The organism is Actinoplanes sp. NPDC048967, from assembly GCF_040649415.1.
Taxonomy (GTDB): Bacteria; Actinomycetota; Actinomycetes; order Mycobacteriales; family Micromonosporaceae; genus Actinoplanes.
In genome coordinates, this window is the sequence record NZ_JBEZFL010000003.1 from 358,524 (window position 1) to 384,009 (window position 25,486).

A 25,486-nucleotide genomic window follows, 5' to 3' on the forward strand; every position below is an offset into this window, starting at 1 on the left:
CGCGCTCAATCAAGATCAAATTCCGGCGTACGATGCCAGAGGTGAGCAATGGCACCCTGCTGCGCCGACTGGCCCTGGCCTCGCTGATCGCCAACATCGGCCTGGTCGTCACGGGCGCGGCGGTCCGCCTGACCCGATCGGGCCTCGGCTGCCCCACCTGGCCCAGATGCACCGAGGAGTCGTACACGTCGACCCCCGAGATGGGCATCAACGGCGCGATCGAGTTCGGCAACCGGGTGCTCGGCATCATGCTCGGCCTGATCGCCCTGGCCTGCTTCGTCGCCGCCCTGCTGCACAAGCCGCGACGCCGGTCGCTGATCCTGCTGGCGCTGGCGGCCGGGCTGGGCATTCCGGGTCAGGGCGTGATCGGCGGGATCACGGTGCTGACCGACCTGAACCCGTGGGTGGTCGGCCTGCACTTCCTGCTGTCGATGGCGCTGATCGCGACGACGTACGCGCTCTGGAGACGCACCAGCGAGGGCGACCGCCCCCGCCGCACCCTGGTCCGCACCCCGCTGCCGACCCTGGCCCGCCTGACCGCCCTGGTCAGCGCGGCCGTGATCGTGGTCGGCGTGATCGTCACGGGCAGCGGCCCGCACGCCGGCGACGAGAACGCCAAGCGCAACGGCCTGGACCCGGCCACCATCTCCCAGGCCCACGCCGACCTGGTGTTCCTGCTGATCGGGCTGTCCGTGGGCCTGTGGTTCGCGCTGCGCGCCGTGCGGGCCCCGGCCCCGGCGATCCGGGCGGCGGGCGTCCTGATCGTGGTCGAGCTGTCCCAGGGCCTGATCGGCTTCGTCCAGTACTTCACCCACCTGCCGGTGCTCCTGGTGGGAGCCCACATGCTCGGCGCCTGCCTGGTCTGGGTGGCGACGCTGAGTGTGCTGTGGAGCCTGCGCGAACGCCCGTTCCACGAGTCACCGCGGAGCACCCCGCCGGTTCCGGCCGCGATTCCCGAGCCCGTGGCCTGACTCTCAGTGCTCGGCGACCCAGTCCCGCGGGTCGCCGAAGTTCAAGTCGCCCACCCCGGCATCCGCGAGCGCCCCGACCACGACCGTGCGGCGGTAGGCGGCGAACGTCAGCACATGGGCGATGAGCCCGCCATAGGTGTACACCTGCGGCGGACTGCACTGCGCGTGCACGAAGGTGTCATCGAGCCGGCCCTCGGCGACGGCCTGCCGTACGTGGGTCAGGAAAGCCGGACCCACCTCCTCGAGCCGGTCCCGCATGCCGGTCAAGCTCTCGTTGCGCTCGACGTCCCAGTCGTAGTCGCGTAGCGCGAGAGCCCGGTTCCACATGTCCATCTGACCGATGAGCCGCGACAGCAGCGAACGCACGGTGGGATCGTCGTCCACCTGTCCGGGCGCCGACACCGGCCGGTCCAGCAGGCGGCCGTCCACGGTGCCGGCCCGGCCGACCAGTTCCCCGAGCAACCAGACGTGATGCTCGACCATCTTGCTGACCAGATCCATCGAACTCGCCTCGCTTCCTTCGTTTCGGTGGGCGGGGACCCGCAGGCCCGCCGGGGGATGAAAATGCACCCCGCTGGGTGCCGCGAGCAGCACGGCGGTGGGTGCTTGGCGCCACGCCTGCGGCGTCTGGCCGTACGCGCGGGTGAAAGCTCTCGTGAACGCCTCGTGGGAGCCGTAGCCGGCCTCGACGGCGACGTCGAGGATTCCGGTGTGGGTGTCGAGCAGCCGGAAGGCGGCGCGCTCCAGCAGCACCCGGCGCCGGAAGCGGGCCGGGGTCTCGCCGGAGGCGGCGGCAACCAGCCGATCAAGGTGCGAACGGGAAAGATGCAGCCGGCCGGCCAGGGCGTCGCTGTCGACGGCGTGGTCGTCGAGACAGTCGGCCACACCGGAGAGGAACACCGCGAAGGCGTCGGAGGGATTCACGTCCCTGAGCCTGCCAGCGTGGGGTGGGCGGTCGCTTGACCGTTTTCACCAAGCTCAGCGGGGTTGGGCCGGGCGATCAAGACATACGAAAGCGGCCCGGAAGTTTCCGGGCCGCTGTAACGGACAAGGGCTGTATGTGAGGGGGCGGAGTGACCCCGGGCTCAGCGCGCCATGCTTCGGCGGGACATCGAGCGCCACAGGTCGTTGCTCGGGCGCATCTGCTCCATGAGCTCCCGCTCCCATGCGTTTTCCACTTCGACGCCTGCTGTTTCGCATGCCTTGCGGGCGACGTCGGTGCCGTCGGCGGCGAACTGGTCGGTCCACTCGCCGTCCTCGCCGACCAGGACGATGCGGGCGCCCCGCTTGCCGACGTACTCGATGACCGCCTTCGCGCCGCCGTGGCCGACGGCGAACGACTTGATGTCGGCGGTCAGTGTCGTATCGGAACCTTCTGCCATGACTCGCAGCCTAGGCAGACTTCCGGCCTTGGCAAGCACACCCAGTACGTTTTTGTGATGGCAATTACCTGCGGGTTTAAGCGCCACGGACATTGTTTTCGACCGATACTGCCCGAATTGCACCCCAGGTCAGGTTCCACCTAACGGGGTACGGAGCGTGACCTCGCTAACCCGAATAACGGGCATTCTGTGCGACGTGCGTGAATGTCATCACGCATTGCCACCACTCAGACGAGTGCGTCGACCGCCACCGCGATGAACAGAATCGTCAGGTACGTGTACGACCAGTGGAACAGCCGCATCGGCTTGAGCGGCTCCCCGCGCCGTGAGCGCAGCACCATCCGCACCGCCTCGGACAGGAAGATCGCGCCCGACAGCACCGCCGTGACGCCGTAGATCGGCCCCAGACCGAGCGGCCACGCCGCCAGGGACGCCACCAGCATCAGCACCGTGAAGATCAGGATCTCGGCGTTGACCCGGCCGGCCGAGCGCACCACGGGCAGCATCGGGATGCCGGCGCGGGCGTAGTCGTCCTTGTACTTGATGGCCAGGGCATAGAAATGCGGCATCTGCCAAAAGAACACAACCGCAAAAAGCGCCCACCCGAGCGGGGCCACCGAGCCCGTCACCGCGGCCCAGCCGATCAGCACCGGGGCCGCCCCGCAGATGCCGCCCCAGAAGGTGTTCGCCGGGGTCCGCCGCTTCAGCCACAGCGTGTAGACCACGTCGTAGTAGAAGATGGACGCCGCCGTCATCGCCGTGGCGAGCCAGTTGGTGAAGGCGCCCATCAGGACGACCGACACCGCCGCCAGCACCAGGCCGAAGATCAGCACCGAGCGCGGGGTGACCGTGTGCGCCGGCAGCGGGCGCCGCTTGGTGCGCCGCATCAGCTGGTCGATGTCGCGGTCGATGTAGCAGTTCAGCGCGCTCGCCGCGCCGGCCGCCAGGGACCCGCCGACCAGCACGACCGCCATCAGCCACAGGCTGGGCCAGCCGCCCGCGGCGAGCATCATCGCCGGGATCGTGGTCACCAGCAGCAGCTCGACGATCCGCGGCTTGGTCAGCGAGACGTACGCCTTCACCACGGCGCCGATATCGCGGCGACCTCCCGGCCGGCCCGCCGTGGGCGGGGCCGCCTCGAGAAGACCGGGCGACCGCCCCTGGTCGGGACGCTCGGTGATCATGCTCACGGACAGCCACCTTCCGGCATCGGCGAGGGTGTGGAACAGAGCCGTGGCCGATGGGGACCGGCCGGCACGTTCGATCAGACTACGCGCAGCCCGGGGCGCCCTCCGGTCGACCCGGCACGGGTGTACGGCGTCACAGGCCGCAAGGTTCACTGTCCGCTCTCAGCGTATGGGCCTGTGCCGTTCCCCGGGCGGGGGTTTACCGGGAATGGATAGGGTCAAGTCAAAAGGATTCGACACACCATGCCCGAGGAGCGCAACCGACGTGGCTGCCAAAGACGATTTGAACTGGTCCGACCTAGACCGCCGGGCGGTCGACACCGTCCGGGTGCTGGCCATGGACGCCGTCGAGAAATCCGGTAACGGCCACCCCGGCACGGCGATGAGCCTCGCGCCCGCCGCGTACCTGCTGTTCAACCGGGTCATGCGCCATGACCCGACGGACCCGCTCTGGGCCGGCCGGGACCGCTTCGTTCTCTCCTGTGGCCACTCCAGCCTCACCCTCTACATCCAGCTCTATCTCTCCGGCTACGGCCTGGCGCTGGACGACCTGGCCGCGCTGCGCCAGTGGGGCTCGCTGACCCCCGGGCACCCGGAGTACGGCCACACCCCCGGCGTCGAGGTCACCACCGGCCCGCTCGGCCAGGGCATCGGCAACGCCGTGGGCATGGCGATGGCCGCCCGCCGCGAGCGCGGCCTGTTCGACCCGAACGCCGACGGTGACTCACTGTTCGACCACAACGTGTACGCGCTGTGCTCCGACGGCGACATCGAGGAAGGCGTGAGCCACGAGTCGAGCGCCATCGCGGGCGTGCAGAAGCTCGGCAACCTCACGGTGATCTACGACGACAACGAGATCTCCATCGAGGACGACACCCGGATCGCCAAGAACGAGGACGTCGGCGCCCGGTACGCGGCCTACGGCTGGGACGTGCGGCACGTCGACTGGCGCAAGGGTGACCCGGACAAGGGCACCGAGTACCAGGAGGACGTCGAGGCGCTGTACGCGGCGATCAAGGCGGGCCAGGAGGTCACCGACCGGCCCACGTTCATCGTGCTCAAGACGATCATCGGCTGGCCCGCGCCGAACAAGCAGAACACCGGCAAGATCCACGGCTCCGCGCTGGGCGAGGACGAGGTCCGCGCGACCAAGGAGATCCTCGGCTTCGACCCGAACAAGACCTTCGACGTCGCCGACGAGGTCCTCCAGCACGCCCGCCAGGTCGTCGAGCGCGGCCGCGCCGTGCACGCCGAGTGGGACAAGTCCTTCCAGGCCTGGGCCGCGAGCAACCCCGAGGGCAAGGCGCTGTTCGACCGGCTGTCGACCCGTACCCTGCCGCAGGGCTGGCACGAGGCCCTGCCCGAGTTCCCCGCGGACGAGAAGGGCATCGCCACCCGCGCCGCCTCCGGCAAGGTCCTCGACGCGCTGGCGCCGGTGCTGCCCGAGCTCTGGGGCGGCTCGGCCGACCTGGCCGAGAGCAACAACACCACCATGAAGGGCGAGCCCTCGTTCATCCCGAGCGAGTACGCCACCAAGGCGTTCCCGGGTCACGAGTACGGCCGCACGCTGCACTTCGGCATCCGCGAGCACGGCATGGGCTCGATCCTCAACGGCATCGTGGCGCACGGCGGCACCCGCCCGTACGGCGGCACGTTCCTGGTCTTCAGCGACTACATGCGGGGCGCCGTCCGGCTGTCCGCGCTGATGAAGCTGCCGGTCACCTACGTGTGGACGCACGACTCCATCGGCCTGGGCGAGGACGGCCCGACGCACCAGCCGATCGAGACGCTGTCCGCGCTGCGCGCCATCGTCGGGCTCGACGTGGTCCGCCCGGCCGACGCCAACGAGACCGCGTGGGCCTGGCGCGGCGCCCTGGAGCACACCGACCGGCCGACCGCGCTGGCGCTGTCCCGGCAGAACCTGCCGACCATCGACCGCGGCAAGTACGCCTCGGCCGAGGGCACCCTCAAGGGCGGTTACGTCATCTCCGACGCGACCGGCGGCGAGCCCAAGGTCATCCTCATCGGCACCGGCTCCGAGCTGTCCATCTGCCTCACCGCGCAGGAGCGGCTGGAGGCCGAGGGCACCCCGACCCGGGTCGTGTCCATGCCCTGCCAGGAGTGGTTCTTCGAGCAGGACACGGCGTACCAGCAGCAGGTCCTGCCGCGCGGCGTCAAGGCCCGGGTGACGGTCGAGGCCGGCATCCGGATGAGCTGGGACCGCCTGCTGGGCGAGGCCGGCGAGGCGGTCAGCATCGAGCACTACGGCGCCAGCGCCCCCGCCAAGGTGCTGTTCGAGCAGTTCGGGTTCACCGCGGACAACGTGGTGGCCAAGGCCAACGCCGCCCTCGCCAAGGTCGGCGAAATCACCGGTCACAAGACCGGAAACTGAGCTACCTAGGGCGGCTTCGCCGCACTGCAAGGGTAGAAAGACTGAGGAGTAGCGATGGTTGACAGGCTGGCAGAGCTCTCCGCCGCTGGCGTAGCGGTGTGGCTCGACGACCTCTCCCGCGTCCGGCTCGAGACCGGCTCGCTCGACAAGATGCGCCGCGAGCAGCACGTGGTCGGCGTGACCACCAATCCGTCCATCTTCGCCAAGGCCCTGGCTGACGCGGAGGCGTACGACAAGCAGCTGAAGGACCTGGCCGCGCAGGAGGTGACGGTCGAGGAGGCTGTGCGCCTGCTGACGTCGTACGACGTGCGCTGGGCGTGTGACGTGATGAAGCCGGCGTACGACGCGTCCAACGGGGTCGACGGCCGGGTGTCCATCGAGGTCGACCCGCGCAGCGCGCACCTGACCGAGAAGACCGCCTCCGAGGCCAAGACGCTGTGGTGGCTGGTCGACCGGCCGAACCTCTACATCAAGATCCCGGCGACCCAGGCGGGCCTGCCCGCGATCACCTCGACGCTGGCCGCGGGCATCAGCGTCAACGTGACGCTCATCTTCTCGCTGGAGCGCTACCGGGCCGTCATGGACGCGTTCCTGGCCGGCATGGAGCAGGCCAAGGCCAACGGCCACGACCTCACCAAGATCGGTTCGGTCGCCTCGTTCTTCGTGTCCCGCGTGGACACCGAGATCGACAAGCGGCTCGACAAGATCGGCAGCGAGGAGGCCAAGGCCCTGCGGGGCAAGGCCGCCGTCGCCAACGCGCAGCTCGCGTACCAGGCGTACGCCGAGGTGTTCAGCTCCGACCGCTGGCAGGCGCTGGCCGACGCGGGTGCCCTCCCGCAGCGGCCGCTCTGGGCCTCGACCGGCACGAAGAACCCGGACTACAAGGACACCATCTACGTCGAGGAGCTGATCGCTCCGGGCACGGTCAACACCATGCCGGAAGCGGTCATCAAGGCGTTCGAGGACCACGGGGAGACCCGCGGCGACACGGTCACCGGCTCGTACACCCAGGCGCAGAAGGTGATGGACGACGTCGCCGCCGCCGGGGTCGACCTGACCGATGTGTTCCGGGTCCTCGAGGACGAGGGCGTCGAGAAGTTCGAGGCCAGCTGGGCCGAGCTGCTGGAAGACGTGAAGAAGTCACTGGCCGCCGCCGCGAAGGGTTCGGACAGCCCGAGCGACGCCGCTAAGTGACCGACGACCTGCTCGCGGGTGTGGAGGCCGCCGCGGGGTTCGCCGTTCACGGCAGCCCGGCGTCGGCTTCCCGCCGCGAGCTGGTCGCGCAGGGCATTCCCGGCCTGCTCGCCGGCAAGGACCCCACCCTGTGGGGACCCGCCGCCGAGGGGCGGGCGCTCGGTCGGCTCCGCTTCCTGGACGCGTACCGGGGCGGGGCCGAATTGCTTCCCCTGATCGCCGAGCTGCACGAGGAGCTCGGCGATCTCAGCAATGTGGTGCTGGCCGGTCCCGGCCGGGCCGCCGGGGCCGTCGCCCGCACCCTGGGCCGGCCGCTGACCGTGCTGGACGATCCGGATCCGCACCCGGTCCGCGCCCTGCTCGACGACCCCGCCCGGCTGCGGCGCACCGTCGTGGTGCTGGCCGACGAGGTCCTGGGCAGTGTGTTCTGGCAGGCGTACCGCGATCTGGGCCTGACCGCGGCCGAGGCGGGACGGCATTTCGTGCTGCTGGGCGGGCCGCTGCCGGAGCTGGAGGCGGCCGGCGCGGTTACCGTCCCCGCCGAGCCCGGCGCGCTCGGTGCCGCCACTCTGGTGCCGGCCGCTTTGGCCGGGGTGGACGTCGCCGAGCTGATCGACCAGGCCGAGCTGTTCGCACCGTCGCTGGCCCGCGACGACGACAATCCCGCCCTGGCGCTGGGGGTCGCCCTGGCCGCCGCCGAGCGGATCCTGCTCGTCCCCGACGGCTCCGGCCTGGAGCTCGGCGAGTGGGCCGCCGACCTGCTCACCGGGGGTCTCGGCCTGCCGGTGACCATCGCCGGGGACGAGCCGCCGCCGGCGCCGTTCCGGACCCGGGGCCCGCAGGACGCTCCCGGCGACGCCCTGACCGTGACCTACGGCGGCAGTCTGGCGCCGGCCGCGGTGCTGGCCGACGTCACCGGCCCGATGGTGGCCGTCAACGGCCCGCTGGGCGCCCACTTCCTCGCCTGGCCGTACGCGGTCGCGATCGCCGCGCACGTACGCGGCGTGGACCCGTTCCGTGACTTTCCCGCCGAGACCGCCGATCCCGGGCCCACGACACCGTCCTTCGTCGAGGGCGCCGTGGAGATCTTCACCACCGGTCCCGCCACGGACCTCGCCGGCGCACTGCGTGGACTGCTCGCCGACGTGGACGATCAGCTCCGCATCCAGGCCTTCCTGGACCGCACCGGCGACGCCGAGGTGGCCCGGTTGCGGCCCCTGCTGTCCGCCGCGGGCGGCCGCCCGGTGGGCTTCGGCTGGGGCTCGTACCACCGCGGCGGGCCGCTGCACGGCTCGTTTCTGCAGATCACCGGCGCGGTCACCGGCGACGTCGCAGTGCCGGGCCAGGAGCGCACGCTCGGCGGTCTGCAGGCCGCCCGGGCCGGCGGCGACCGTCAGGCGTTGGCCGGCCGCGGCCGTCCGCTGCTGCATCTGCACCTCACCGACCGGCCCGGCGGCATCCGCCAGGTCCTCACCGCCGCCGAGATGTTGCGGCACTGACCCTTGGCCGTAACGCTGCGGGACACCAAAAAGCTGGCAGGATGGGACTCGTGGGTAATCCGCTTCGTACCGCACAGGACCGACGGCTTCCCAGGATCCCCGAGCCCTGCGCTCTGGTGATCTTCGGAGTCACGGGCGACCTGTCCCGAAAGAAACTCATCCCGGCGGTCTACGACCTGGCCAACCGGGGTCTGCTGCCGCCCGGCTTCGTGGTCCTGGGCTTCGCCCGCCGCGACTGGGGCGACGGCGACTTCGAGTCGCTGGCCTACGAGGCGGCCAAGAAGGGCGCCCGGACCCCGTGGCGTGAGGACGTCTGGACCAGGCTGGCCAGCCAGTTCCAGTTCGTGCCCGGCTCGTTCGACGACGACGCCGCCTTCGACCACCTGGCGACCACGCTGGACGATCTGCGTGAGCGCAACGGCATCGCGGGCAACGCCGCCTTCTACTTCTCCATCCCGCCCGCCGCGTTCCCGCTGGTGCTGAATCAGCTGGCCCGCACCGGGATGGCCGACAACGCCAAGTCCGGCGGCTGGCGGCGGGTGGTGGTCGAGAAGCCGTTCGGCAACGACCTGAAGACCGCGATGGCGCTGAACAAGCTGGTCGACGAGGTCTTCACCCCGGCCGACGTGTTCCGCATCGACCACTACCTCGGCAAGGAGACGGTCCAGAACATCCTGGCCCTGCGCTTCGCGAACAACCTGTTCGAGCCGGTGTGGAATTCCAAGTACGTCGACTCGGTGCAGATCACCATGGCCGAGGACGTCGGCATCGGCACCCGGGCGGCGTTCTACGACGCCTCCGGCGCGGCCCGCGACGTGCTGCAGAACCACCTGCTGCAGCTGCTCGCGCTGGTGGGCATGGAGGAGCCGACGAGCTTCGACCCCAATGACGTACGCGCCGAGAAGCTGAAGGTGCTCAAGGCCATCAGCCTGCCCGCCGACATCGCCAAGGGCTCGGTCCGCGGGCAGTATCTGCCCGGCTGGGTCGCCGGTGAGCGCGCGGTCGGCTACCTCGAGGAAGCCAACATCCCGCCGGACTCCACCACGGAGACGTACGTGGCCGTCCGGCTCGGCATCCAGAACAGACGCTGGGCCGAGGTGCCGTTCTTCGTCCGCGTCGGCAAGCGGATGCCGCGGCGGGTCACCGAGATCGCCATCATGTTCAAGAAGGCGCCGCACCTGCCGTTCGACCCGGCCGACGTGGAGATGCTGGGCAACAACCAGCTGGTCATCCGGGTGCAGCCGGACGAGGGCGTGGTGCTCAAGTTCGGTTCCAAGGTGCCCGGCACCACGATGGAGGTCCGCGACATCGCGATGGACTTCCAGTACGGGGAGGCGTTCACCGAGTCCAGCCCGGAGGCGTACGAGCGGCTCGTGCTCGACGTGCTGGTCGGCGACCGGACGCTGTTCCCGGACGCGGCCGAGATCGAGCAGAGCTGGCAGGTCATCGACCCGCTGGAGGCCGCCTGGGCCGGGACCAAGCCGGAGCCGTACCGCTCCGGTGAGTGGGGCCCGCGGGCGTCCGACGAGATGTTGGCCCGCGAGGGCCGCGCGTGGAGGCGAGCATGATCGGGCTGTGGGACACCACGGGCAACGAGGTCGTCAAGGCCCTCGCGGCCGAACGGCGCAGTGCGGGTGGGGTGGCCAGCGGCCTCGCCCTGACGCTGGTCGCCGTCGTGGAGGAGAAGAAGGTCCGCGAGGCCGAGGCCGCCGCGACCATCGCGGCGTCCGCGCACCCCTGCCGCCTGCTCATCGTGGTCCGCTCGGACCTCGAGGGCCGCAGCCGGCTGGACGCGGAGATCGTGGTGGGCGGCCGGCTGGGCCCGGCCGAGGCCGTCGTGATGCGCATGTACGGCCGCCTGGCCCTGCACGCCGAGTCGGTCGTCATGCCCCTGCTCGCCCCGGACGTGCCCGTGGTGACCTGGTGGCACAGCGAGCCGCCGGACGTCATCGCCAACGACTTCCTGGGCGTGGTGGCCGATCGGCGCATCACCGACTGCAAGCTCGCGCCGGACCCGGTGGCCGCGTTGCGCCAGCGGGCCAAGGACTACGCCCCCGGCGACACCGACCTCACCTGGACCCGGATCACGCTCTGGCGCACCCTGGTGGCCGGCGCGTTCGACACCACCGACGAGCGGGTCACCGGCGCGACGATCGTGGCGCCGCTCAACGACCCGACCGCCGCGCTGATGCAGGGCTGGCTGAAGTCGCGGCTGGGCATCGACCCGGTGTGGGAGCACACCGACCGTTCGCCGCGGATGCACTCGGTGGAGCTCCAGTGCGCCAACGGCGACTGCGTCCGGGTCACCCGGGACGAGGGCACCGCGCTGTTCAGCCGCACCGGCCAGGAAGACCGGTACATGCCGCTGCCGAAGCGACCCGTCGGTGACGAGCTCGCCGAGGAACTGCGCCGGCTGGACGCCGACCAGATCTACGGCGAGGCGCTGGGGGCGATGGCCGGTGTAGCGGGGCTGGACAGCAAGCCGGCTATGCGCGTACACGTGTGGAAGGACCCGATGCAGGCGGCCCAGGCGGGCGACGCGGCCGGCGCCTTCGCCGGCCCGGGTGGCTCCGCCGCCTGACGCTCTAAGATCGTGGGGGCCGCTCGCCGACTCGGCGGGTGGCCCCTTTCTCCGGTGACGAGGGGCTTCATGAGCGAGACCGTTGTGGTGGTGGTTCCCGACGCCGACATCCTGGCGTCGACGGTGGCGGCGCGGCTGGTCATCAAGATCATCGACGCGCAGGCCGAGCGCGGCTGGGCCGGTGTCGTGCTGACCGGCGGCCGGGTGGCGGCCAAGGTGCTGCGCTCGGTCAAGGAGCTGCCGGCCGCGGACGCGGTCGACTGGTCCCGGGTCGACCTGTGGTGGGGCGACGAGCGCTTCCTGCCCGCCGGTGACCCGGACCGCAACGAGACCCAGGCCCGCGAGGCACTGCTGGACGCCCTGCCGCTGGACCCGGCCCGCGTGCACGCCATGCCCCCGTCCGACGGCCCGGACGGCGACGACGCCAAGGCGGCCGCCGCCCGCTACGCCCGCGAGCTGGCCGCGGCGGCCAAGCCGGGCAGCTCCGAGCTGCCGCACTTCGACGTGCTGATGCTCGGCGTGGGCGAGGACGGGCACGTGGCGTCGATCTTCCCGGAGCACCCGGGCGGTTACGAGACCGGCACGGTCGCGGCGGTGCACAACAGCCCGAAGCCGCCGCCGACCCGGATCTCGCTGACCATGCCGACGATCCAGACGGCCGAGGAGGTCTGGCTGATCGCCGCGGGCAAGGACAAGGCGGCCCCGGTCGGCATGGCGATCGAGGGTGCCGGGCCCCAGCAGCTGCCGGCGGCGGGCGCGGTCGGCACGGACAAGACGCTGTGGCTGCTGGACCGGGCCGCGGCGGCCAACGTCCCGCCGAAGGCCCGCAGCCTGCGCTGACCGGCCGGCCCGGCACCGGGTCAGGCCGGCGGAGGCGCAGCCACGCGGCTCAACGCCGCCGGCTCGGCCAGCGCGGCCGGGCGATCCAGCGCTCCCACCCCAGCACAACCCCGTCGGCCCGGCCAGCGCGGCCGGGCGAACCAGCGCGCCCACCCCAGCACAACCCCGTCGGCCCGGCCAGCGCGGCCGGGCGAATCAGTGCAGCCACCCAGCACGACGCCGCCGGACCGGGCCCGCACGCCCGGACCGGGCCAGGCTGACGAACCCGGTCAGGGCGACCGGGCGGGCGTCGGAGCCTCAGTGTCGGGCCCGGCACGCTTCGGGGAGGCGCTCGGGGCGAGCGTGGCCGACGGCGGCGGGGGCGAGTCGCTGATGCCGACGGTCGACGGGACCGGCTCGGAGACCGACGTCGGGCTGGGCGAGGGCGAGAACGACGGCGAGGGCACCGTGGCGGCCGGGGCGTTCGGGACCGGCAGCGGCGGATCACCGGCGGGCCGCCGTACCGAGAAGACCACCGCCACCACGACGGCCGCGACCACCAGCAGCGAGCGCCACCGGGGCCACCACGACCGGCGGGCCGGCGCCGCCGCGGTCGGCGGCACGGCCGGCTGCAGGCTGCCAGGGGTGATCTGACCGGCCCGCGCGGACAACGCCCGGCGCACCCGATCCTCCACGTCCGTGCTCATCGGCGCTCCCCCAGCAGGCCGCGCAGGACGCCCAGCGCGCGGCTCGCGGTCGACTTGACCGTGCCGCGGGACACCCGCAGCACCTCGGCGATCTCCTGCTCGGACAGCTCCGACCAGTACCGCAGCACCACGACCTGGCGTTGCCGCACGGTCAGCCGGGCCAGCGCGGCCAGCACCTCGCGGTCGCCCTGGCCGAGCAGCACCTCGTCCTCGGCGGCCGGCGCGAGGCCCGGACGCGGCGGGACGTAGGCGCGGGCGGTGCGCCGGCGCCGCAGCGCCGACCGCGCGGCGTTCATCACCCCGGTCGTGAGGTACGCGTGCGGGTCCGCCACGGTACGCAGGTCAGCCCCGTGCCGCCGGTACAGGGCGGCGAACACGTCCTGCACGATGTCCTCGGCGGTGGGCAGGTCGTCGACCATGAGCACCGCCAGCCGCACCAGGCTGAGCCGGCGGGCGTGGTACAGCTCGTTGATCGGCGGCGGCCCGTCCGCGCCCGCGCCGCGCACCGCCGCCGATCGTCCGGACAGCATCGAGCGCAGCCAGCGCGGTACGAGCGCCGGCAGCGCTACGACGAAGGTCATGGCAGTCCTGTGGGTCAGCGCCGGGTCCGGGTGGGCGAGGGTACCGGGGTGGCGCCCGGCTTGTCGCCGGCCCGCGTCGGCGACGGCACCGTGGAGGCGCTCGGCTTGAGCCGCGTCGGCGACGGCACCGGCGCGGCGGTGGGCTTGACCCGGGTCGGCGACGGCACCGGCGCGGCGGTCGCGGTCGGCTCCGCGGGCACCGGGCGGGCCACCGGAGACTCCGCCGGAGCGCTGGTCTCCTCCGGGGCCGTGCTGGCGGTGGGGGCCGGCGACGCGGCGGGCGACGTGGCCGGAGCCGGGCTGGTCACCGCCGGCGCCGGTGCCGGGGCCTCGTCCGCGAAAGCCCTGGTGGCGGTCACCACGCCGGCCAGGACGACGACAGTCGCGGCGGTGACGATCGAGGCGGTACGGCGGTTCAGGCGCATCGCGGAACTCCTGTGCGGTCGGGGGTGATCCTTCGCAGGAGTAGACGCGCGGCGCCGGAATGGGTTGGCTGTGCCACGGTGACGCCCGTCACAGGTTGCCGTTACCTAGACTCGCGGCTGTGCAGCCCTTGATCCGCGCGTACCGTCCCGCCGACCTCGACGCCGTCTACGACATCTGCGTCCGTACCGCCGATGCCGGGGGTGACGCCCGGGGGCAGTACTCGTCCGACCGCCTGATGGGCGACATCTTCGCGGCGCCGTACGTGACGCTCGAGCCGGAACACGCGTACGTGCTCGACGACGGCACCGGCGCAGCCGTGGGCTACGTGCTCGGCACGGCCGACACGGTCCGCTTCGCGCGGCGTTACCGCGACGAGTGGCTGCCCGCGACCGCCGGCCGTTACCCGCACCCGGCGGAGCCGCCGGAGACCCGCGAGGACAGCATGCTGTGGCTGCACGAGCACCCGGAGCGCATGATCGTGCCGGAGCTGGCCGACTATCCCGCGCACCTGCACATCGACCTGCTGCCGCAGTGGCAGGGCCAGGGCTGGGGCCGCGGCCTGATCAGCGCTTTCCTGACCGGCCTGCGCGCCGCCGGGGTGCCGCGGGTGCACCTGGGCATGGCAGTGACCAACGTCAGCGCCCGGGCCTTCTACGAACGGCTGGGCTTCGCCGAGCTTCCGGTGCCCGGCGCGGCCACCGTCACCTATCTCGGCCGGAGCACGGCCGAGTGACGTGTCCTACTCGCTGCGGCCGCGGCGCTGCCGGACCTTGGCGAGCGCCTCGGCCAGGATGGCCGCCCCGTCCTCGTCGGAGCGCCGCTCCTTGACGTAGGCCAGGTGCGACTTGTAGGGCTCGCTGCGCATCCGGCCGGGAGGCTTCTCCCGGTCGAGACCGCCGGGCTGGCCGCACCGGGTGCAGTCCCACGTCTCCGGGGGCACCACATCGGCCGCGAAGCGGACCTCCACGGGGTGTCCGGCGGCGCACCAGTACGTCACCTCCCGCCGCGGGGCGGGCTCACTGCGCTCGTCAGGGCGCATCGGGCTGGAGCCGACACGACTGCCGCGGATCGCACTGCCACTGGACACGGAAGTCACTCCTGTCTCGAGGGCGTTTCATCGCCGGGGAAAGCGGCGGTATAAAAGCGGTGTAAAACAACCGCGCGGCCCGGACGGACCGGACCGCGCGGCAGAGTCTACGACTCGCGGAGCATCTGGAGGAAGACCTGATAACGAACGCTTGGGAAGCGGACGTTAACTATGTGTTTCAGCCGGCCTGCGCGACCTTGAGCCAGAGGCCCAGGCCCACGATGCAGGCGAACCAGATGACGCCCACGAGCACCGTGTAGCGGTCCAGGTTCTTCTCCGCGACCGAGGAGCCGGCGAGGCTGGAAGTGACGCCGCCACCGAACATGCTGGACATGCCGCCGCCCTTGCCGCGGTGCAGCAGGACGAGCAGGGTCAGCAGGATGCTGGAGATGAGCAGCAACACGATCAACGTGTACGCGAACGCGATCGGCATGGTCGGGTCATTCCTCTCGAAGGGCACAGCAGCGCCACCACAATAGCGGGTGCCCGGCCACCGCATCGCGGCGGCCGGGCCTACAACTCAGCGCTGGACGTGCTCGCGGAACCGGACGATCGACGCGAACTCCTCGGCGTCCAGGCTCGCGCCACCGATCAGGGCGCCGTCCACGTCGGGCTGCGCCATGATCGCGGCGATGTTGGCCGCCTTCACCGAGCCGCCGTACTGCACGCGCACCGCGTCCGCCGTCTCCGCGCCGTACTTCTCGGCGAGCCGCGCCCGGATGGCGCCGCACACCTCCTGCGCGTCGTCGGGCGTGGCGGTCTTGCCGGTGCCGATCGCCCACACCGGCTCGTACGCGATCACGATGTTCTTGACCTGCTCGGCCTTGAGCCCGTCGAGCGCGCCGTCGAGCTGCGAGCAGCAGTGCGGCACGTGGCCGGCGGCCTCGCGGATCTCCAGGCCCTCGCCCACGCACAGGATCGGCGTCAGGTCGTTGGCCAGGGCCGCCTTCACCTTGGCGTTGACCAGCGCGTCGTCCTCGTTGTGGTACTCGCGGCGCTCGGAGTGCCCGATCACCACGTAGGTGCAGCCCAGCTTGGCCAGCATCACCCCGGAGATGTCCCCGGTGTACGCGCCGCCCTTGTGCGGGGACAGGTCCTGCGCGCCGTAGCGGATCAGCACCTTGTCGCCGTCGATCGCCGTCTGCACACTGCGCAGGTCGGTGTACGGCGGCAGCACAACCGCCTCGACGTCGGTCAGCTGCTGCTCGGTCAGGCTCGCGGCGAGCTTCTGCACCAGGAGGATGGCCTCGAAGTGGTTGAGGTTCATCTTCCAGTTGCCGGCCATGATCGGCCGGCGGGTCACGTCTGACATCAGGACTCCAGTGCCGAGAGGCCGGGCAGGGACTTGCCCTCGAGGTATTCCAGCGAGGCTCCGCCACCGGTCGAGATGTGCCCGAAGCCGGACTCGTCGATGCCCAGGGCCCGGACGGCCGCGGCCGAGTCGCCGCCGCCGACCACCGAGAAGCCGTCGATCTTGGTGATCGCCTCGGCGACGCCCCGGGTGCCGGCCGCGAACGGCGCCAGCTCGAAGACGCCCATCGGGCCGTTCCAGAACACCGTCTTCGCCGCGCCGATCGTCTCGGCGAACAGAGCCACGGACGCCGGACCGATGTCCAGGCCGAGCCGGTCGGCCGGGATCGCGTCAGCAGCGACCACGTCATGGGCGGCATCAGCAGCGAAGGCGTCAGCGGCCACAACATCCACCGGCAGCACGATCCGGCCGTCAGCCTGCGCGAGCAGGTCGGCACAGGTGGAGATCATCTCGGCCTCGAGCAGCGACTTGCCGACCTCGTGGCCCTGGGCCTTGAGGAAGGTGAAGCACATGCCGCCGCCGATGAGCAGCTTGTCGACCTTCGGCAGCAGCGCCTGGATGACGGCGAGCTTGTCGGAGACCTTCGAGCCGCCGAGCACCACCACGTACGGCTGCTCCGGGGTCTCGGTCACCTTGCGCAGCACCTCGACCTCGGTGAGGACCAGGCCACCGGCGTAGTGCGGGAGCCGGGCCGCGACGTCGTAGACCGAGGCGTGCTTGCGGTGCACCGCGCCGAACGCGTCGTCGACGTAGAACTCCGCCAGCCCGGCCAGCTCGTCCGCGAACGCGCCGCGCACGGCGTCGTCCTTGCTGGTCTCGCCGGCGTTGAAACGCAGGTTCTCCAGCAGCAGCACCTGGCCGTCGAGCAGCGCGTCGGCGGCCGCCCGGGCGGACGGGCCCACGGTGTCCTCGGCGAAGACGACCGGGTTGCCGAGCAGCTCACCGAGGCGGGTGGCGACCGGCGCGAGCGTGTACTTCGGGTCCGGCGCGCCCTTGGGACGGCCGAGGTGCGAGCACACGATCACGCGGGCACCCGCGTCACGCAGAGTGATCAGGGTCGGCAGCACCGCGCGGATGCGGCCGTCGTCACTGATCCGGCTTGGGTCAGCCTTGTCGAACGGGACGTTCAGGTCGGCGCGCACCAGCACGCGCCGACCCGAGACACCCTCGCCGAGCAGGTCGTCGAGAGTCTTCAACTGGCTCAGCCGACCAGCTTGACCAGGTCGACGAGGCGGTTCGAGTAACCCCACTCGTTGTCGTACCAGCCGACGACCTTGACCTGGTTGCCGATGACCTTGGTCAGGCCGGCGTCGAAGATGCAGGAGGCCGGGTCGGTGACGATGTCCGCCGAGACGATCTGGTCCTCGGTGTAGACCAGGATGCCCTTGAGCGGGCCGTCCGCGGCGGCCTTGATGGCGGCGTTGACCTCGTCGACGGAGGTCTCCTTGCCGGCCTGGAAGGTCAGGTCGGTGGCCGAGCCGGTCGGGATCGGCACGCGCATCGCGAAACCGTCGAGCTTGCCCTTGAGCTCCGGCAGCACCAGGCTGACGGCCTTGGCGGCACCGGTGGAGGTCGGCACCACGTTGAGGGCGGCGGCGCGGGCGCGGCGCAGGTCCTTGTGCGGGCCGTCCTGCAGGTTCTGGTCCTGCGTGTAGGCATGGATCGTGGTCATCAGACCACGCTCGATGCCGATCGTGTCGTTGAGCACCTTGGCCATCGGCGCGAGGCAGTTGGTGGTGCACGAAGCGTTGGAGATGATCGTGTGCTTGGCGGCGTCGTACAGGTTGTCGTTGACGCCCATCACGATCGTGATGTCCTCGTTCTTGGCCGGCGCCGAGATGATGACCTTCTTGGCGCCGTTGTCGACGTGCGCCTTGGCCTTGGTGGCGTCGGTGAAGAAGCCGGTCGACTCGATGACGACGTCGGCGCCCAGGTCACCCCAGTGCAGGTTGGCCGGGTCACGCTCGGCGAACGCCTTGAAGGTCTTGCCGGCGACGGTGATCTCGTCGGCGGTGGCCTTCACCTCGTGCGGCAGGCGGCCCAGGATGCTGTCGTACTTGAGCAGGTGGGCGAGCGTCGCGTTGTCGGTCAGGTCGTTGACACCGACGATCTCGATGTCCGCGCCGGAGGCGGAAACCGCCCGGAAGAAGTTGCGGCCGATACGGCCGAAGCCGTTGATGCCAACCCGGATGGTCACAGGTGGATCTCCTCGTTTCGGTCCGCCGGGATCTAGGACCGGCGGAGGTCTGCGTGCCGACCTGATCGAGGGCCGGCAGTTGCTTCATCTGGCCACCGCGCCTCGAAGGTCGAGTCCGCCGCGGCCAGGTCGGAGCTGGCGCTGCCGGCGGCGCCCGGCGCGGGCGGCCATGCTTGCCGGCACCGTCGCCGTCGAGGCCACCCTATCCGAGAACCCCTCCCGCCCCTGGACCGGGGGCGCGACCTGATCGTGACCTGAGGCGCGCAAACGTTTCCGGTACGCGCACACCCATCGACAACCGCAAACCTGGCTGGGCGCTGTTTCCTCGGCGGCCGGGGGTCGTGGTCCGGGCCGTTGGGCTCCGCCGGGGGTTGGCGATCGACTGTGGCCGCGGCGGGTCGGTTGCGGTCGGTTGCGGCTCGGGTTGGCGGGTCGGTTGCGGTTGACGGTTGGGGGCCGGGGGTGCCCAAGCTGGCTGGTGGAGCGTTTCTATGCCTGCTTGGGCACCCCCGGCCCCCAACCTTGCATGCGAGTTGCCGGCGGGCAGGTTCTTGGTTGCTCGGCGCTCGGTGCATGGTGCCGGCGGTGATCCCCCTGCGGTCTGTGGTCTGGCTGCCGCGCCTGGGGTCACGCCAGGGGATGCTGTCGGGCAGGCCGGGGTCGGCGGTGGTCCTGCGAATAGACCGCGCCGGTTACGCCGGGTGCCGGGACCAATCACGCGCGGTGCCAGGCCGCTGGTCACGCTCGACGCCACGTCGCCATCACCTGGTGCCACCCCGCAGTCACATCGGTGCCAAGCCGTCGGTCATGCCCGGCGCCAGACCGCCGTCACGCCCGTGCCACGCCGCTAGTCACGCCCGGCCCCAGACCGCCGTCACGCCAGTGCCACGCCGCCCGTCACGCCCGACCCCAGACCGCCGTCACGCCAGTGCCACGCCGCCCGTCACGCCCGACCCCAGACCGCCGTCACGCCCGTGCCACGCCACTGGTCACGCCCAGCCCCAGACCGCCGTCACGCCCGTGCCACGCCACTGGTCACGCCCAGCGCCAGACCGCTGTCACGTCAGTGCCACGCCGCCGGTCACGCCCGACGCTACGTCGCCGTTACCCGGTGCCATGCCGCCGTTACACCTGCGCCAAGCCGCCGGTCACGGTCGACGCCAGGCCGCCGTTACGCCGGTGCCACGCCGCCTGTCACGCCCGGTGCCGGGTGGCCGGTCAGGCGCGGTGTCGGCCTTCGGGCAGGCGCAGTGTTGGCCTTCGCCAGGCGCGGCCGGGTCTTCGTCGGGCGTCAGTGTCGGGGGTCGGTCAGGCGGTGTTGGGCTCCGTCAGGGGTAAGGGTGGGTCAGCAGGCCATCATTTCTGGGGTCACTGCTGCTTCTGTGTCGGGGATGCCCAGGTCGCGGGCGCGTTTGTCGGCGAGGGCGAGCAGACGCCTTATACGGCCGGCGATCGCGTCCTTTGTCAGTGGTGGGTCGGCCAGCGCGCCCAGCTCTTCCAGCGAGGCCTGGCGGTGTTCCAGGCGCAGCCGGCCCGCTGAGGTCAGGTGGTTGGGGGCCTCGTCCGCGAGGATCTCCAGTGCGCGGGTCACTCGTGCGGCTGCTGCCACGGCTGCGCGGGCCGAGCGGCGCAGATTGGCGTCGTCGAAGTTGGCCAGGCGGTTCGCGGTCGCGCGGACTTCCCGGCGTACCCGTCGCTCTTCCCAGGCCAGCACGCTCGAGTGCGCCCCGATGCGGGTGAGCAGCGCCGCGATCGCGTCCCCGTCCTTGATCACCACGCGGTCGACGCCGCGCACCTCGCGCTCCTTGGCGGTGATGCCGATGCGGCGCGCGGCGCCGCGCAGCGCCAGCGCGGCCTCCGGGCCCGGGCAGGTGATCTCCAGCGCGCTGGAGCGGCCGGGCTCGGTCAGCGAGCCGTGCGCCATGAACGCGCCCCGCCACGCCGCGACCGCGCAGCAGACGTTGGCCGACACGACATGCGGCGGCAGACCACGCACCGGCCGGCCGCGGACGTCCAGCAGACCGGTCTGCCGGGCCAGCGCCTCGCCGTCCTTGACGATCCGCACGATGTAGTGGCTGCCCTTGCGCAGGCCGCCGGACGCGAGGACGTGCACCTCGCTGGGGTAGCCGTACACCTCGGCGATCTCCCGCCGCAGCCGCCGGGCCACCGCGCCGGTGTCGAGCTCGGCCTCGACGACCACCCGCCCGGACACGATGTGCAGCCCACCGGCGAAGCGCAGCAGGGCGGCCATCTCCGCACGGCGGCAGCACGGCTTGGGTACGTCGACCCGGCTCAGCTCGTCCTTGACCGCTGCCGTCATCGCCATCTTCGAAGTCACCTCATGCTTGTTTCGCGGTACGCCAGTTGCTTAACGATCGGAGCCGAGGACTGGCACCAGTGCTGTGCCCAACGACTCAGGATCATGCTTGGGACTGCCGTCCGCAACGGCCAGCGGCGCCAGTACCAGGCGTGCACCCAGGGCCCGGGCGGCCCGGTGCACCGGATCGGGCTCGCCGACCCACTTCGCGTCGGCCAGTACGGTGTCCACGCGCAGCCGCGGCAGATACCAGTGCAGGGCGGCCAGATGGTCGGCCACCGAGAGCCCGGAGGTCTCGTTGTCGGCGCCGAGGTTGAGCGTGACCAGCCGCCGGGCTGGACTGGCGACGATGGCCTCGGCCAGCTCGGGCACGAGCAGATGCGGAAGAACACTCGTGTACCAGCTGCCGGGCCCGAAGATCAACCAGTCGGCCTCGGCGATGGCGGCCAGCGCGGGCGGACAGGCCGGCGGCGAGGACGGCACGATCCGCAGCGCCTCGATGTGCCCGGTGGCGACGGCGACGGCATGCTGCCCGCGCACCGTGACGATCTCGTCGGGCCGTTCAGGATCACCGCCGCGCACCTCGGCCTCGATCCCGACGGCGTGCGAGGCCATGGGCAGGACCCGGCCGCGGGCACCGACCATGTCGGCGGCGTGCTCGAGGGCGGCCACGGGATCGCCGAGCAGTTCGAGCAGGCCGAGCAGCAGCAGGTTGCCGACGGCGTGCCCGGCGAGGGGGTCGTGCTTGCCCCCCACCGAGGCGATCCGCCGGTCGACACTGCCCCAGCCGGCCTTGTCGCCCGCGTGCCCTCCGGCACCGGAACCAGGGACCGCGTCGGGACCGGCGTCCGCGCCCGAGCCGGGACCGGAGTCCGCGCCGGGACCGGCGAGTGCGCCCGAGCCGGCGTCCGCGCCCAAGCCGGGACCAGCGTCCGCGCCCGAACGGGCACCGGAGTCCGCGCCTGAGCCGGCGGCTTCGCGGCCGCCGGTGACGAAGTCGGAGCCGGAGCCGCGGCGGTCCGGTTTGCCGACGAGGGCGAACCGGTGCTGCATGAGCGCCACCGTGCGCTGATGGCCGGGATCGTCACCGGCCAGCGCCGCCAGGGCCATCCGCAGGTCACCCGGCGGCAGCTGGGCGTCACGTTCCGCCCGCAGCCGCCCGCTCGACCCGCCGTTGTCCCCCACCGTCACCACGGCGGTGATGTCGAGGTCCAGCTCGGGCGCGCAGTTCCGCAGCCCGCGCAGGGAGGCCGCGAGCCCGTGCCCGCCACCGAACGCCACGACCTTGATGCGGCGCCGCGTGGTGTCGTCGCTGGAACCGGCGGTCACACCGCGTTGCTCTGCCGGGCTGCTGCCCGGCCCCGCCGGCTGCGCCGCCGTCACTCCCGCCCCAGGTCGCGGTGCGAGGAATGGGCGGACAGGCGGATGTCGCGCAGCTGCGCCGTGAGCTCCTCGGCGATCGCGACGCTGCGGTGCTTGCCGCCGGTGCAGCCGACCGCCACCGTCAGGTAGCGCTTGCCCTCGCGCTCGAAGCCGGGCGCCGTCGCGGCGATCAGGCTCGCGTACGTCCCGACGAAGTCGTGCGCGCCTTCCTGGCCGAGCACGTAGCTGCTGACGCCCTCTTCCAGGCCGGTGTGCTCGCGCAGCTCCGGCACCCAGAACGGGTTCGGCAGGAAGCGTGCGTCCATCACGTAGTCGGCGTCGGGCGGCAGGCCGTACTTGAAGCCGAACGAGAGCACAGTGATGCGCAGCCGCCGGGCGTCCTCGCCGCCGAACAGCTCCTCGACGCGGCGGCGGAGCTGGTTCACGTTCAGGTGGCTCGTGTCGATGATCACGTCGGACTGCTCGCGCGCCTCTTCGAGCAGTTTGCGCTCGGCGGCGATGCCGTCGGCGAGACGGCCGTCGCCCTGCAGCGGGTGTGAGCGCCGGACGGATTCGAAGCGCCGGATCAGCACCTCGTCGTCGGCGTCGACGAACACGACGCGCGGCGAGAAGCCGCGCTCCTTGAGCGCGCGGACCGCGCCGGCCAGGTCGGTGGAGAAGGCCCGGCTGCGGACGTCGAGGACCATTGCCGTACGGCGGGCAGCCCCGCCGGCCTCGAAGGCGAGCTGGGCCATGTCGAGCATGAGCGCCTGCGGCAGGTTGTCGACGACGTAGAAGCCGACGTTCTCCAGGGCGCGGGCGACCGTGCTGCGGCCGCCACCGGACACCCCGGTCACCACCACGAGGTCGGTTCCGGCCTCGTCGGGCGTCAGCTCCGGAACGAACTCCGGCATCGACTCGGTCACGCACTCCTCCTGAACCGCACTGCGCCTGCGCCCCCTCCGGGCGGACACTGCATCCTAGGCCGAAGCGTCGACCCGGTACCGCCGGACGTGGTGTCCTTTACCCGATCCGGTGCCCGAAGGGTCCCGCAAGCCACCCCGATCGGCCCACCCGGTGAACGGCGTCCCCACCGCCCGTATTCCGTCACCATCCGCGTCGTCAGCGCAATGATCGCGTCAAGGCCGTTCCAGCGCTGCCACGGACGACTCCTCCGGCCCCGGATCAGCCGGCGGGTCGCCGAGGTCCACGGTGTCGGGGGTCGGGATGCGCGGCCGGGCGGCCCTGTTGCGATTGGCTCCCGCCTTCGTCTTTCCCGCGCCGCCGGTCGCCGGGGTGGCCGGGTCCGGTGCGGGGTCGCCGGCCTTCGTGGTGTCGGCCAGGGCGGCGAGGACCGCCTCCGCGGTCCGGCGACCGATGCCCGGGACCTCGGTGATCTCCTCCGGCGTGGCCTGCCCGAGCCGCTTCAGCGAGCCGAAGTGCCGCAGCAGCGCCTTGCGGCGCGTCTCCCCCAGCCCGGCGATGTTGTCGAGCGCGGAAGCGGTCATGCGCTTGGAGCGCCGCTGCCGGTGGAACGTGATGGCGAAGCGGTGGGCCTCGTCGCGCACCCGCTGGAGCAGATATAGGGCCTCGGAGGTGCGGGGCAGGATCACCGGGAAGTCCTCGCCCGGCAACCACACCTCTTCCAGCCGCTTGGCCAGGCCGCACAGGGCCACGTCGGTGATGCCGAGGTCGGACAGGACCGCGGCGACCGCGTTGACCTGCGGCTGGCCGCCGTCGACGACAACCAGGTTGGGCGGGTAGGCGAAACGACGCGGCCGCCCGGTCAGCGGGTCGATGCCCGGCAGCTCGCTGGTCACCGGCTCCGAGCCGTCAGCCGCAGCGGCAACGCCGCCGGCCAGCGAATCGGCCGGACCACCGGCCAAGCCGCGGCCATCGGACCCACCAGCCGCGTCACCGCCCAGGCGATCGGCCCGGCCATCAGCCGCGTCACCGCCCAGGCGATCGGCCCCGTCATCAGCCGGGGCATCGGCCGGGCTGTCGGCCAAGGCGTCGCCGAGGGCGTCGGACGGCGGCGCGGAGCCGCCCGGTGCGGCCTCGGCACGGTAGCGGGCGAACCGCCGCCGCATCACCTCGCTCATCGCCGCCAGGTCGTCGGTGCCTGAGCCGTCCGGGTTTCCGCGGACCGCGAAGCGTCGGTATTCGCTCTTGCGGGCCAGGCCGTCCTCGAAGACCACCATGCTGGCCACCACGTCCGTGCCCTGGATCTGGGACACGTCGAAGCACTCGATGCGCAGCGGCGCCGTTTCCATGCCCAGGGCCTCGGCGATCTCGTCGAGGGCCTTGCTGCGGGTCGTCAGGTCGCCGGCTCGGCGCAGCTTGTGCCGGGCCAGGGACTCGCCGGCGTTGCGGGCCACCGTCTCGAGCAGGGAACGTTTGTCGCCGCGCTGGGGCACGCGCAGGCTGACCCGGCTGCCGCGGTGCTCGGTGAGCCACTTCTCCAGCGCTTCGGCGTCCGGGGGCAGGGCGGGGACGAGCAGCTCCCGGGGGACGTCGTTCTCGCCGTGCTCGTCGCCGTACACCTGGGTGCAGAAGTGGTGCACGAGGTCTCCCGTGCTGAGGTCCTCGACCTTTTCCACGACCCAGCCGCGCTGGCCGCGGACGCGGCCGTCGCGGACGTGGAAGACCTGCACCGCCGCTTCGAGCGGGTCCTCGGCGAAGGCGACGACGTCGGCGTCGGTGCCGTCGCCGAGCACGACGGTCTGCTTCTCCATGGCCTTGCGCAGCGCGGCGATGTCGTCGCGGAGCCGGGCCGCCTTCTCGAACTCGAGCTGCTCGGACATCTGCATCATGTCGCGTTCGAGGCGCTTGACGAACGTGTCGGTGCGCCCGGCCATGAAGTCGCAGAAGTCGTCGACGATCTCCCGGTGCTCGGCGGCCGAGACGGTGCCGACGCAGGGCGCCGAGCACTTGCCGATGTAGCCCAGCAGGCAGGGGCGGCCGATCTGGCCGGCGCGCTTGAACACGCCGCTGGAGCAGGTGCGGGCCGGGAAGACGCGCAGCAGCAGGTCGAGGGTCTCGCGGATGGCCCAGGCGTGCGAGTACGGCCCGAAGTAGCGCACGCCCTTGCGTTTGGCGCCCCGCATGACCTGCAGCCGGGGGTATTCCTCGTTGAGCGTGACGGCGAGGAACGGGTACGACTTGTCGTCGCGGTACTTGACGTTGAAGCGCGGGTCGAACTCCTTGATCCAGGAGAACTCCAGCTGCAGCGCCTCGACCTCGCTGCTGACGGTCACCCAGTCGACGGCGGCCGCGGTGGTGACCATCTGCTGGGTGCGCGCGTGCAGGCTGAACGTGTCGGCGAAGTACGAATTCAGCCGGCTGCGCAGGCTCTTCGCCTTGCCCACGTAGATGACGCGGCCGGTGGGGTCACGGAAGCGGTAGACACCGGGGGCGTCCGGAATGGTCCCGGGCGCCGGCCGGTAGCTGGACGGGTCAGGCACGACTCAAC

General features: G+C 71.7%; 23 protein-coding genes. 9 read left to right on the forward strand and 14 right to left on the reverse strand.

Annotation, left to right across the window (positions count from 1 at the left end; translation table 11 throughout):
* Window positions 1-41 precede the first annotated feature (41 nt).
* On the forward strand, window positions 42-971 hold the full coding sequence (locus AB0C12_RS14215; RefSeq protein WP_360547779.1) for a COX15/CtaA family protein: 930 nt from the start codon (window positions 42-44) through the stop codon (window positions 969-971).
* A 3-nt stretch (window positions 972-974) separates the two neighbouring features.
* On the opposite strand, the gene AB0C12_RS14220 is transcribed toward AB0C12_RS14215, so the two are convergent.
* The 3 genes from AB0C12_RS14220 to AB0C12_RS14230 form a co-directional block, all read right to left on the reverse strand.
* Window positions 975-1,895, reverse strand: coding sequence for a helix-turn-helix transcriptional regulator (locus AB0C12_RS14220; protein ID WP_360547781.1), 921 nt, complete (start codon window positions 1,893-1,895; stop codon window positions 975-977).
* A gap of 161 nt (window positions 1,896-2,056) precedes the next feature.
* Window positions 2,057-2,353 (reverse strand): hypothetical protein, encoded by a 297-nt coding sequence (locus AB0C12_RS14225; protein ID WP_203763057.1) that lies wholly within the window; start codon window positions 2,351-2,353, stop codon window positions 2,057-2,059.
* A 227-nt stretch (window positions 2,354-2,580) separates the two neighbouring features.
* Window positions 2,581-3,537 carry a heme o synthase gene (locus tag AB0C12_RS14230; RefSeq protein WP_360548996.1) on the reverse strand — a complete coding sequence of 319 codons (957 nt, stop codon included), beginning with the start codon at window positions 3,535-3,537 and terminating at the stop codon, window positions 2,581-2,583.
* 178 nt (window positions 3,538-3,715) lie between these two features.
* Between AB0C12_RS14230 and tkt the strand changes: the two genes are divergently transcribed.
* From tkt to pgl, 6 genes are all read left to right on the forward strand, one after another.
* Complete coding sequence (tkt, locus tag AB0C12_RS14235) at window positions 3,716-5,932, forward strand: transketolase (RefSeq protein WP_360548998.1); 2,217 nt, start codon at window positions 3,716-3,718, stop codon at window positions 5,930-5,932.
* Window positions 5,933-5,986: 54 nt separating this feature from the next.
* Window positions 5,987-7,126 (forward strand): transaldolase, encoded by a 1,140-nt coding sequence (tal, locus tag AB0C12_RS14240; RefSeq protein WP_360547783.1) that lies wholly within the window; start codon window positions 5,987-5,989, stop codon window positions 7,124-7,126.
* A complete protein-coding gene (locus tag AB0C12_RS14245) occupies window positions 7,123-8,625 on the forward strand; it encodes a glucose-6-phosphate isomerase (protein WP_360547785.1) in 1,503 nt (500 codons plus the stop codon). The genes tal and AB0C12_RS14245 overlap by 4 nt, the downstream gene beginning before the upstream one ends.
* Before the next feature lie 50 nt (window positions 8,626-8,675).
* A complete protein-coding gene (gene zwf, locus AB0C12_RS14250) occupies window positions 8,676-10,193 on the forward strand; it encodes a glucose-6-phosphate dehydrogenase (RefSeq protein WP_360547787.1) in 1,518 nt (505 codons plus the stop codon).
* Complete coding sequence (locus AB0C12_RS14255; protein WP_360547789.1) at window positions 10,190-11,206, forward strand: glucose-6-phosphate dehydrogenase assembly protein OpcA; 1,017 nt, start codon at window positions 10,190-10,192, stop codon at window positions 11,204-11,206. The genes zwf and AB0C12_RS14255 overlap by 4 nt, the downstream gene beginning before the upstream one ends.
* Before the next feature lie 69 nt (window positions 11,207-11,275).
* On the forward strand, window positions 11,276-12,046 hold the full coding sequence (pgl, locus tag AB0C12_RS14260; RefSeq protein ID WP_360547791.1) for a 6-phosphogluconolactonase: 771 nt from the start codon (window positions 11,276-11,278) through the stop codon (window positions 12,044-12,046).
* A 269-nt stretch (window positions 12,047-12,315) separates the two neighbouring features.
* On the opposite strand, the gene AB0C12_RS14265 is transcribed toward pgl, so the two are convergent.
* A complete protein-coding gene (locus AB0C12_RS14265) occupies window positions 12,316-12,732 on the reverse strand; it encodes a hypothetical protein (protein WP_360547793.1) in 417 nt (138 codons plus the stop codon).
* Complete coding sequence (locus tag AB0C12_RS14270) at window positions 12,729-13,313, reverse strand: sigma-70 family RNA polymerase sigma factor (protein ID WP_360547795.1); 585 nt, start codon at window positions 13,311-13,313, stop codon at window positions 12,729-12,731. Before AB0C12_RS14270 ends, AB0C12_RS14265 begins: the two co-directional genes overlap by 4 nt.
* A 9-nt stretch (window positions 13,314-13,322) precedes the next feature.
* On the opposite strand from AB0C12_RS14270, the gene AB0C12_RS14275 reads away from it, so the two are divergent.
* Both AB0C12_RS14275 and AB0C12_RS14280 read left to right on the forward strand, forming a co-directional pair.
* Window positions 13,323-13,766 (forward strand): hypothetical protein, encoded by a 444-nt coding sequence (locus AB0C12_RS14275; RefSeq protein WP_360547797.1) that lies wholly within the window; start codon window positions 13,323-13,325, stop codon window positions 13,764-13,766.
* Window positions 13,767-13,857: 91 nt separating this feature from the next.
* Window positions 13,858-14,472: a GNAT family N-acetyltransferase gene (locus tag AB0C12_RS14280; RefSeq protein WP_360547798.1), complete on the forward strand. Its 615-nt coding sequence runs from the start codon at window positions 13,858-13,860 to the stop codon at window positions 14,470-14,472.
* Window positions 14,473-14,478: 6 nt separating this feature from the next.
* On the opposite strand, the gene AB0C12_RS14285 is transcribed toward AB0C12_RS14280, so the two are convergent.
* From AB0C12_RS14285 to uvrC, 9 genes are all read right to left on the reverse strand, one after another.
* Entirely contained in the window at window positions 14,479-14,826 is a 348-nt protein-coding gene (locus tag AB0C12_RS14285) for an RNA polymerase-binding protein RbpA (protein WP_203763021.1), read from the reverse strand.
* Window positions 14,827-15,004: 178 nt separating this feature from the next.
* Window positions 15,005-15,259, reverse strand: a complete 255-nt coding sequence (gene secG, locus AB0C12_RS14290; protein WP_360547801.1) for a preprotein translocase subunit SecG — start codon at window positions 15,257-15,259, stop codon at window positions 15,005-15,007.
* Between the two features lie 87 nt (window positions 15,260-15,346).
* Window positions 15,347-16,138, reverse strand: a complete 792-nt coding sequence (tpiA, locus tag AB0C12_RS14295) for a triose-phosphate isomerase (protein ID WP_360547803.1) — start codon at window positions 16,136-16,138, stop codon at window positions 15,347-15,349.
* On the reverse strand, window positions 16,138-17,334 hold the full coding sequence (locus AB0C12_RS14300) for a phosphoglycerate kinase (protein WP_360547805.1): 1,197 nt from the start codon (window positions 17,332-17,334) through the stop codon (window positions 16,138-16,140). The genes tpiA and AB0C12_RS14300 overlap by 1 nt, the downstream gene beginning before the upstream one ends.
* A 5-nt stretch (window positions 17,335-17,339) precedes the next feature.
* A complete protein-coding gene (gap, locus tag AB0C12_RS14305) occupies window positions 17,340-18,335 on the reverse strand; it encodes a type I glyceraldehyde-3-phosphate dehydrogenase (protein WP_360547807.1) in 996 nt (331 codons plus the stop codon).
* A 1,345-nt stretch (window positions 18,336-19,680) separates the two neighbouring features.
* On the reverse strand, window positions 19,681-20,661 hold the full coding sequence (gene whiA, locus AB0C12_RS14310; protein ID WP_184996434.1) for a DNA-binding protein WhiA: 981 nt from the start codon (window positions 20,659-20,661) through the stop codon (window positions 19,681-19,683).
* 42 nt (window positions 20,662-20,703) lie between these two features.
* Window positions 20,704-21,981, reverse strand: coding sequence for a 2-phospho-L-lactate transferase CofD family protein (locus AB0C12_RS14315; protein ID WP_360547809.1), 1,278 nt, complete (start codon window positions 21,979-21,981; stop codon window positions 20,704-20,706).
* 50 nt (window positions 21,982-22,031) lie between these two features.
* Window positions 22,032-22,928 (reverse strand): RNase adapter RapZ, encoded by an 897-nt coding sequence (rapZ, locus tag AB0C12_RS14320; protein ID WP_212993108.1) that lies wholly within the window; start codon window positions 22,926-22,928, stop codon window positions 22,032-22,034.
* Between the two features lie 225 nt (window positions 22,929-23,153).
* The gene (uvrC, locus tag AB0C12_RS14325; protein WP_360547811.1) at window positions 23,154-25,478 is read right to left on the reverse strand and encodes an excinuclease ABC subunit UvrC; all 2,325 of its coding nucleotides are present in this window, start codon (window positions 25,476-25,478) and stop codon (window positions 23,154-23,156) included.
* Between the last annotated feature and the right edge of the window lie 8 nt (window positions 25,479-25,486).

Bases quoted from the DNA above. Each gene is read 5' to 3' on its own strand.
- tal (WP_360547783.1), top strand. From the start codon at position 5,987: ATGGTTGACAGGCTGGCAGAGCTCTCCGCCGCTGGCGTAGCGGTGTGG.
- AB0C12_RS14265 (WP_360547793.1), bottom strand. From the start codon at position 12,732: ATGAGCACGGACGTGGAGGATCGGGTGCGCCGGGCGTTGTCCGCGCGG.
- secG (WP_360547801.1), bottom strand. From the start codon at position 15,259: ATGCCGATCGCGTTCGCGTACACGTTGATCGTGTTGCTGCTCATCTCC.
- pgl (WP_360547791.1), top strand. From the start codon at position 11,276: ATGAGCGAGACCGTTGTGGTGGTGGTTCCCGACGCCGACATCCTGGCG.
- AB0C12_RS14230 (WP_360548996.1), bottom strand. From the start codon at position 3,537: ATGATCACCGAGCGTCCCGACCAGGGGCGGTCGCCCGGTCTTCTCGAG.
- tpiA (WP_360547803.1), bottom strand. From the start codon at position 16,138: ATGTCAGACGTGACCCGCCGGCCGATCATGGCCGGCAACTGGAAGATG.
- AB0C12_RS14255 (WP_360547789.1), top strand. From the start codon at position 10,190: ATGATCGGGCTGTGGGACACCACGGGCAACGAGGTCGTCAAGGCCCTC.
- AB0C12_RS14270 (WP_360547795.1), bottom strand. From the start codon at position 13,313: ATGACCTTCGTCGTAGCGCTGCCGGCGCTCGTACCGCGCTGGCTGCGC.
- rapZ (WP_212993108.1), bottom strand. From the start codon at position 22,928: ATGCCGGAGTTCGTTCCGGAGCTGACGCCCGACGAGGCCGGAACCGAC.
- whiA (WP_184996434.1), bottom strand. From the start codon at position 20,661: ATGGCGATGACGGCAGCGGTCAAGGACGAGCTGAGCCGGGTCGACGTA.
- AB0C12_RS14225 (WP_203763057.1), bottom strand. From the start codon at position 2,353: ATGGCAGAAGGTTCCGATACGACACTGACCGCCGACATCAAGTCGTTC.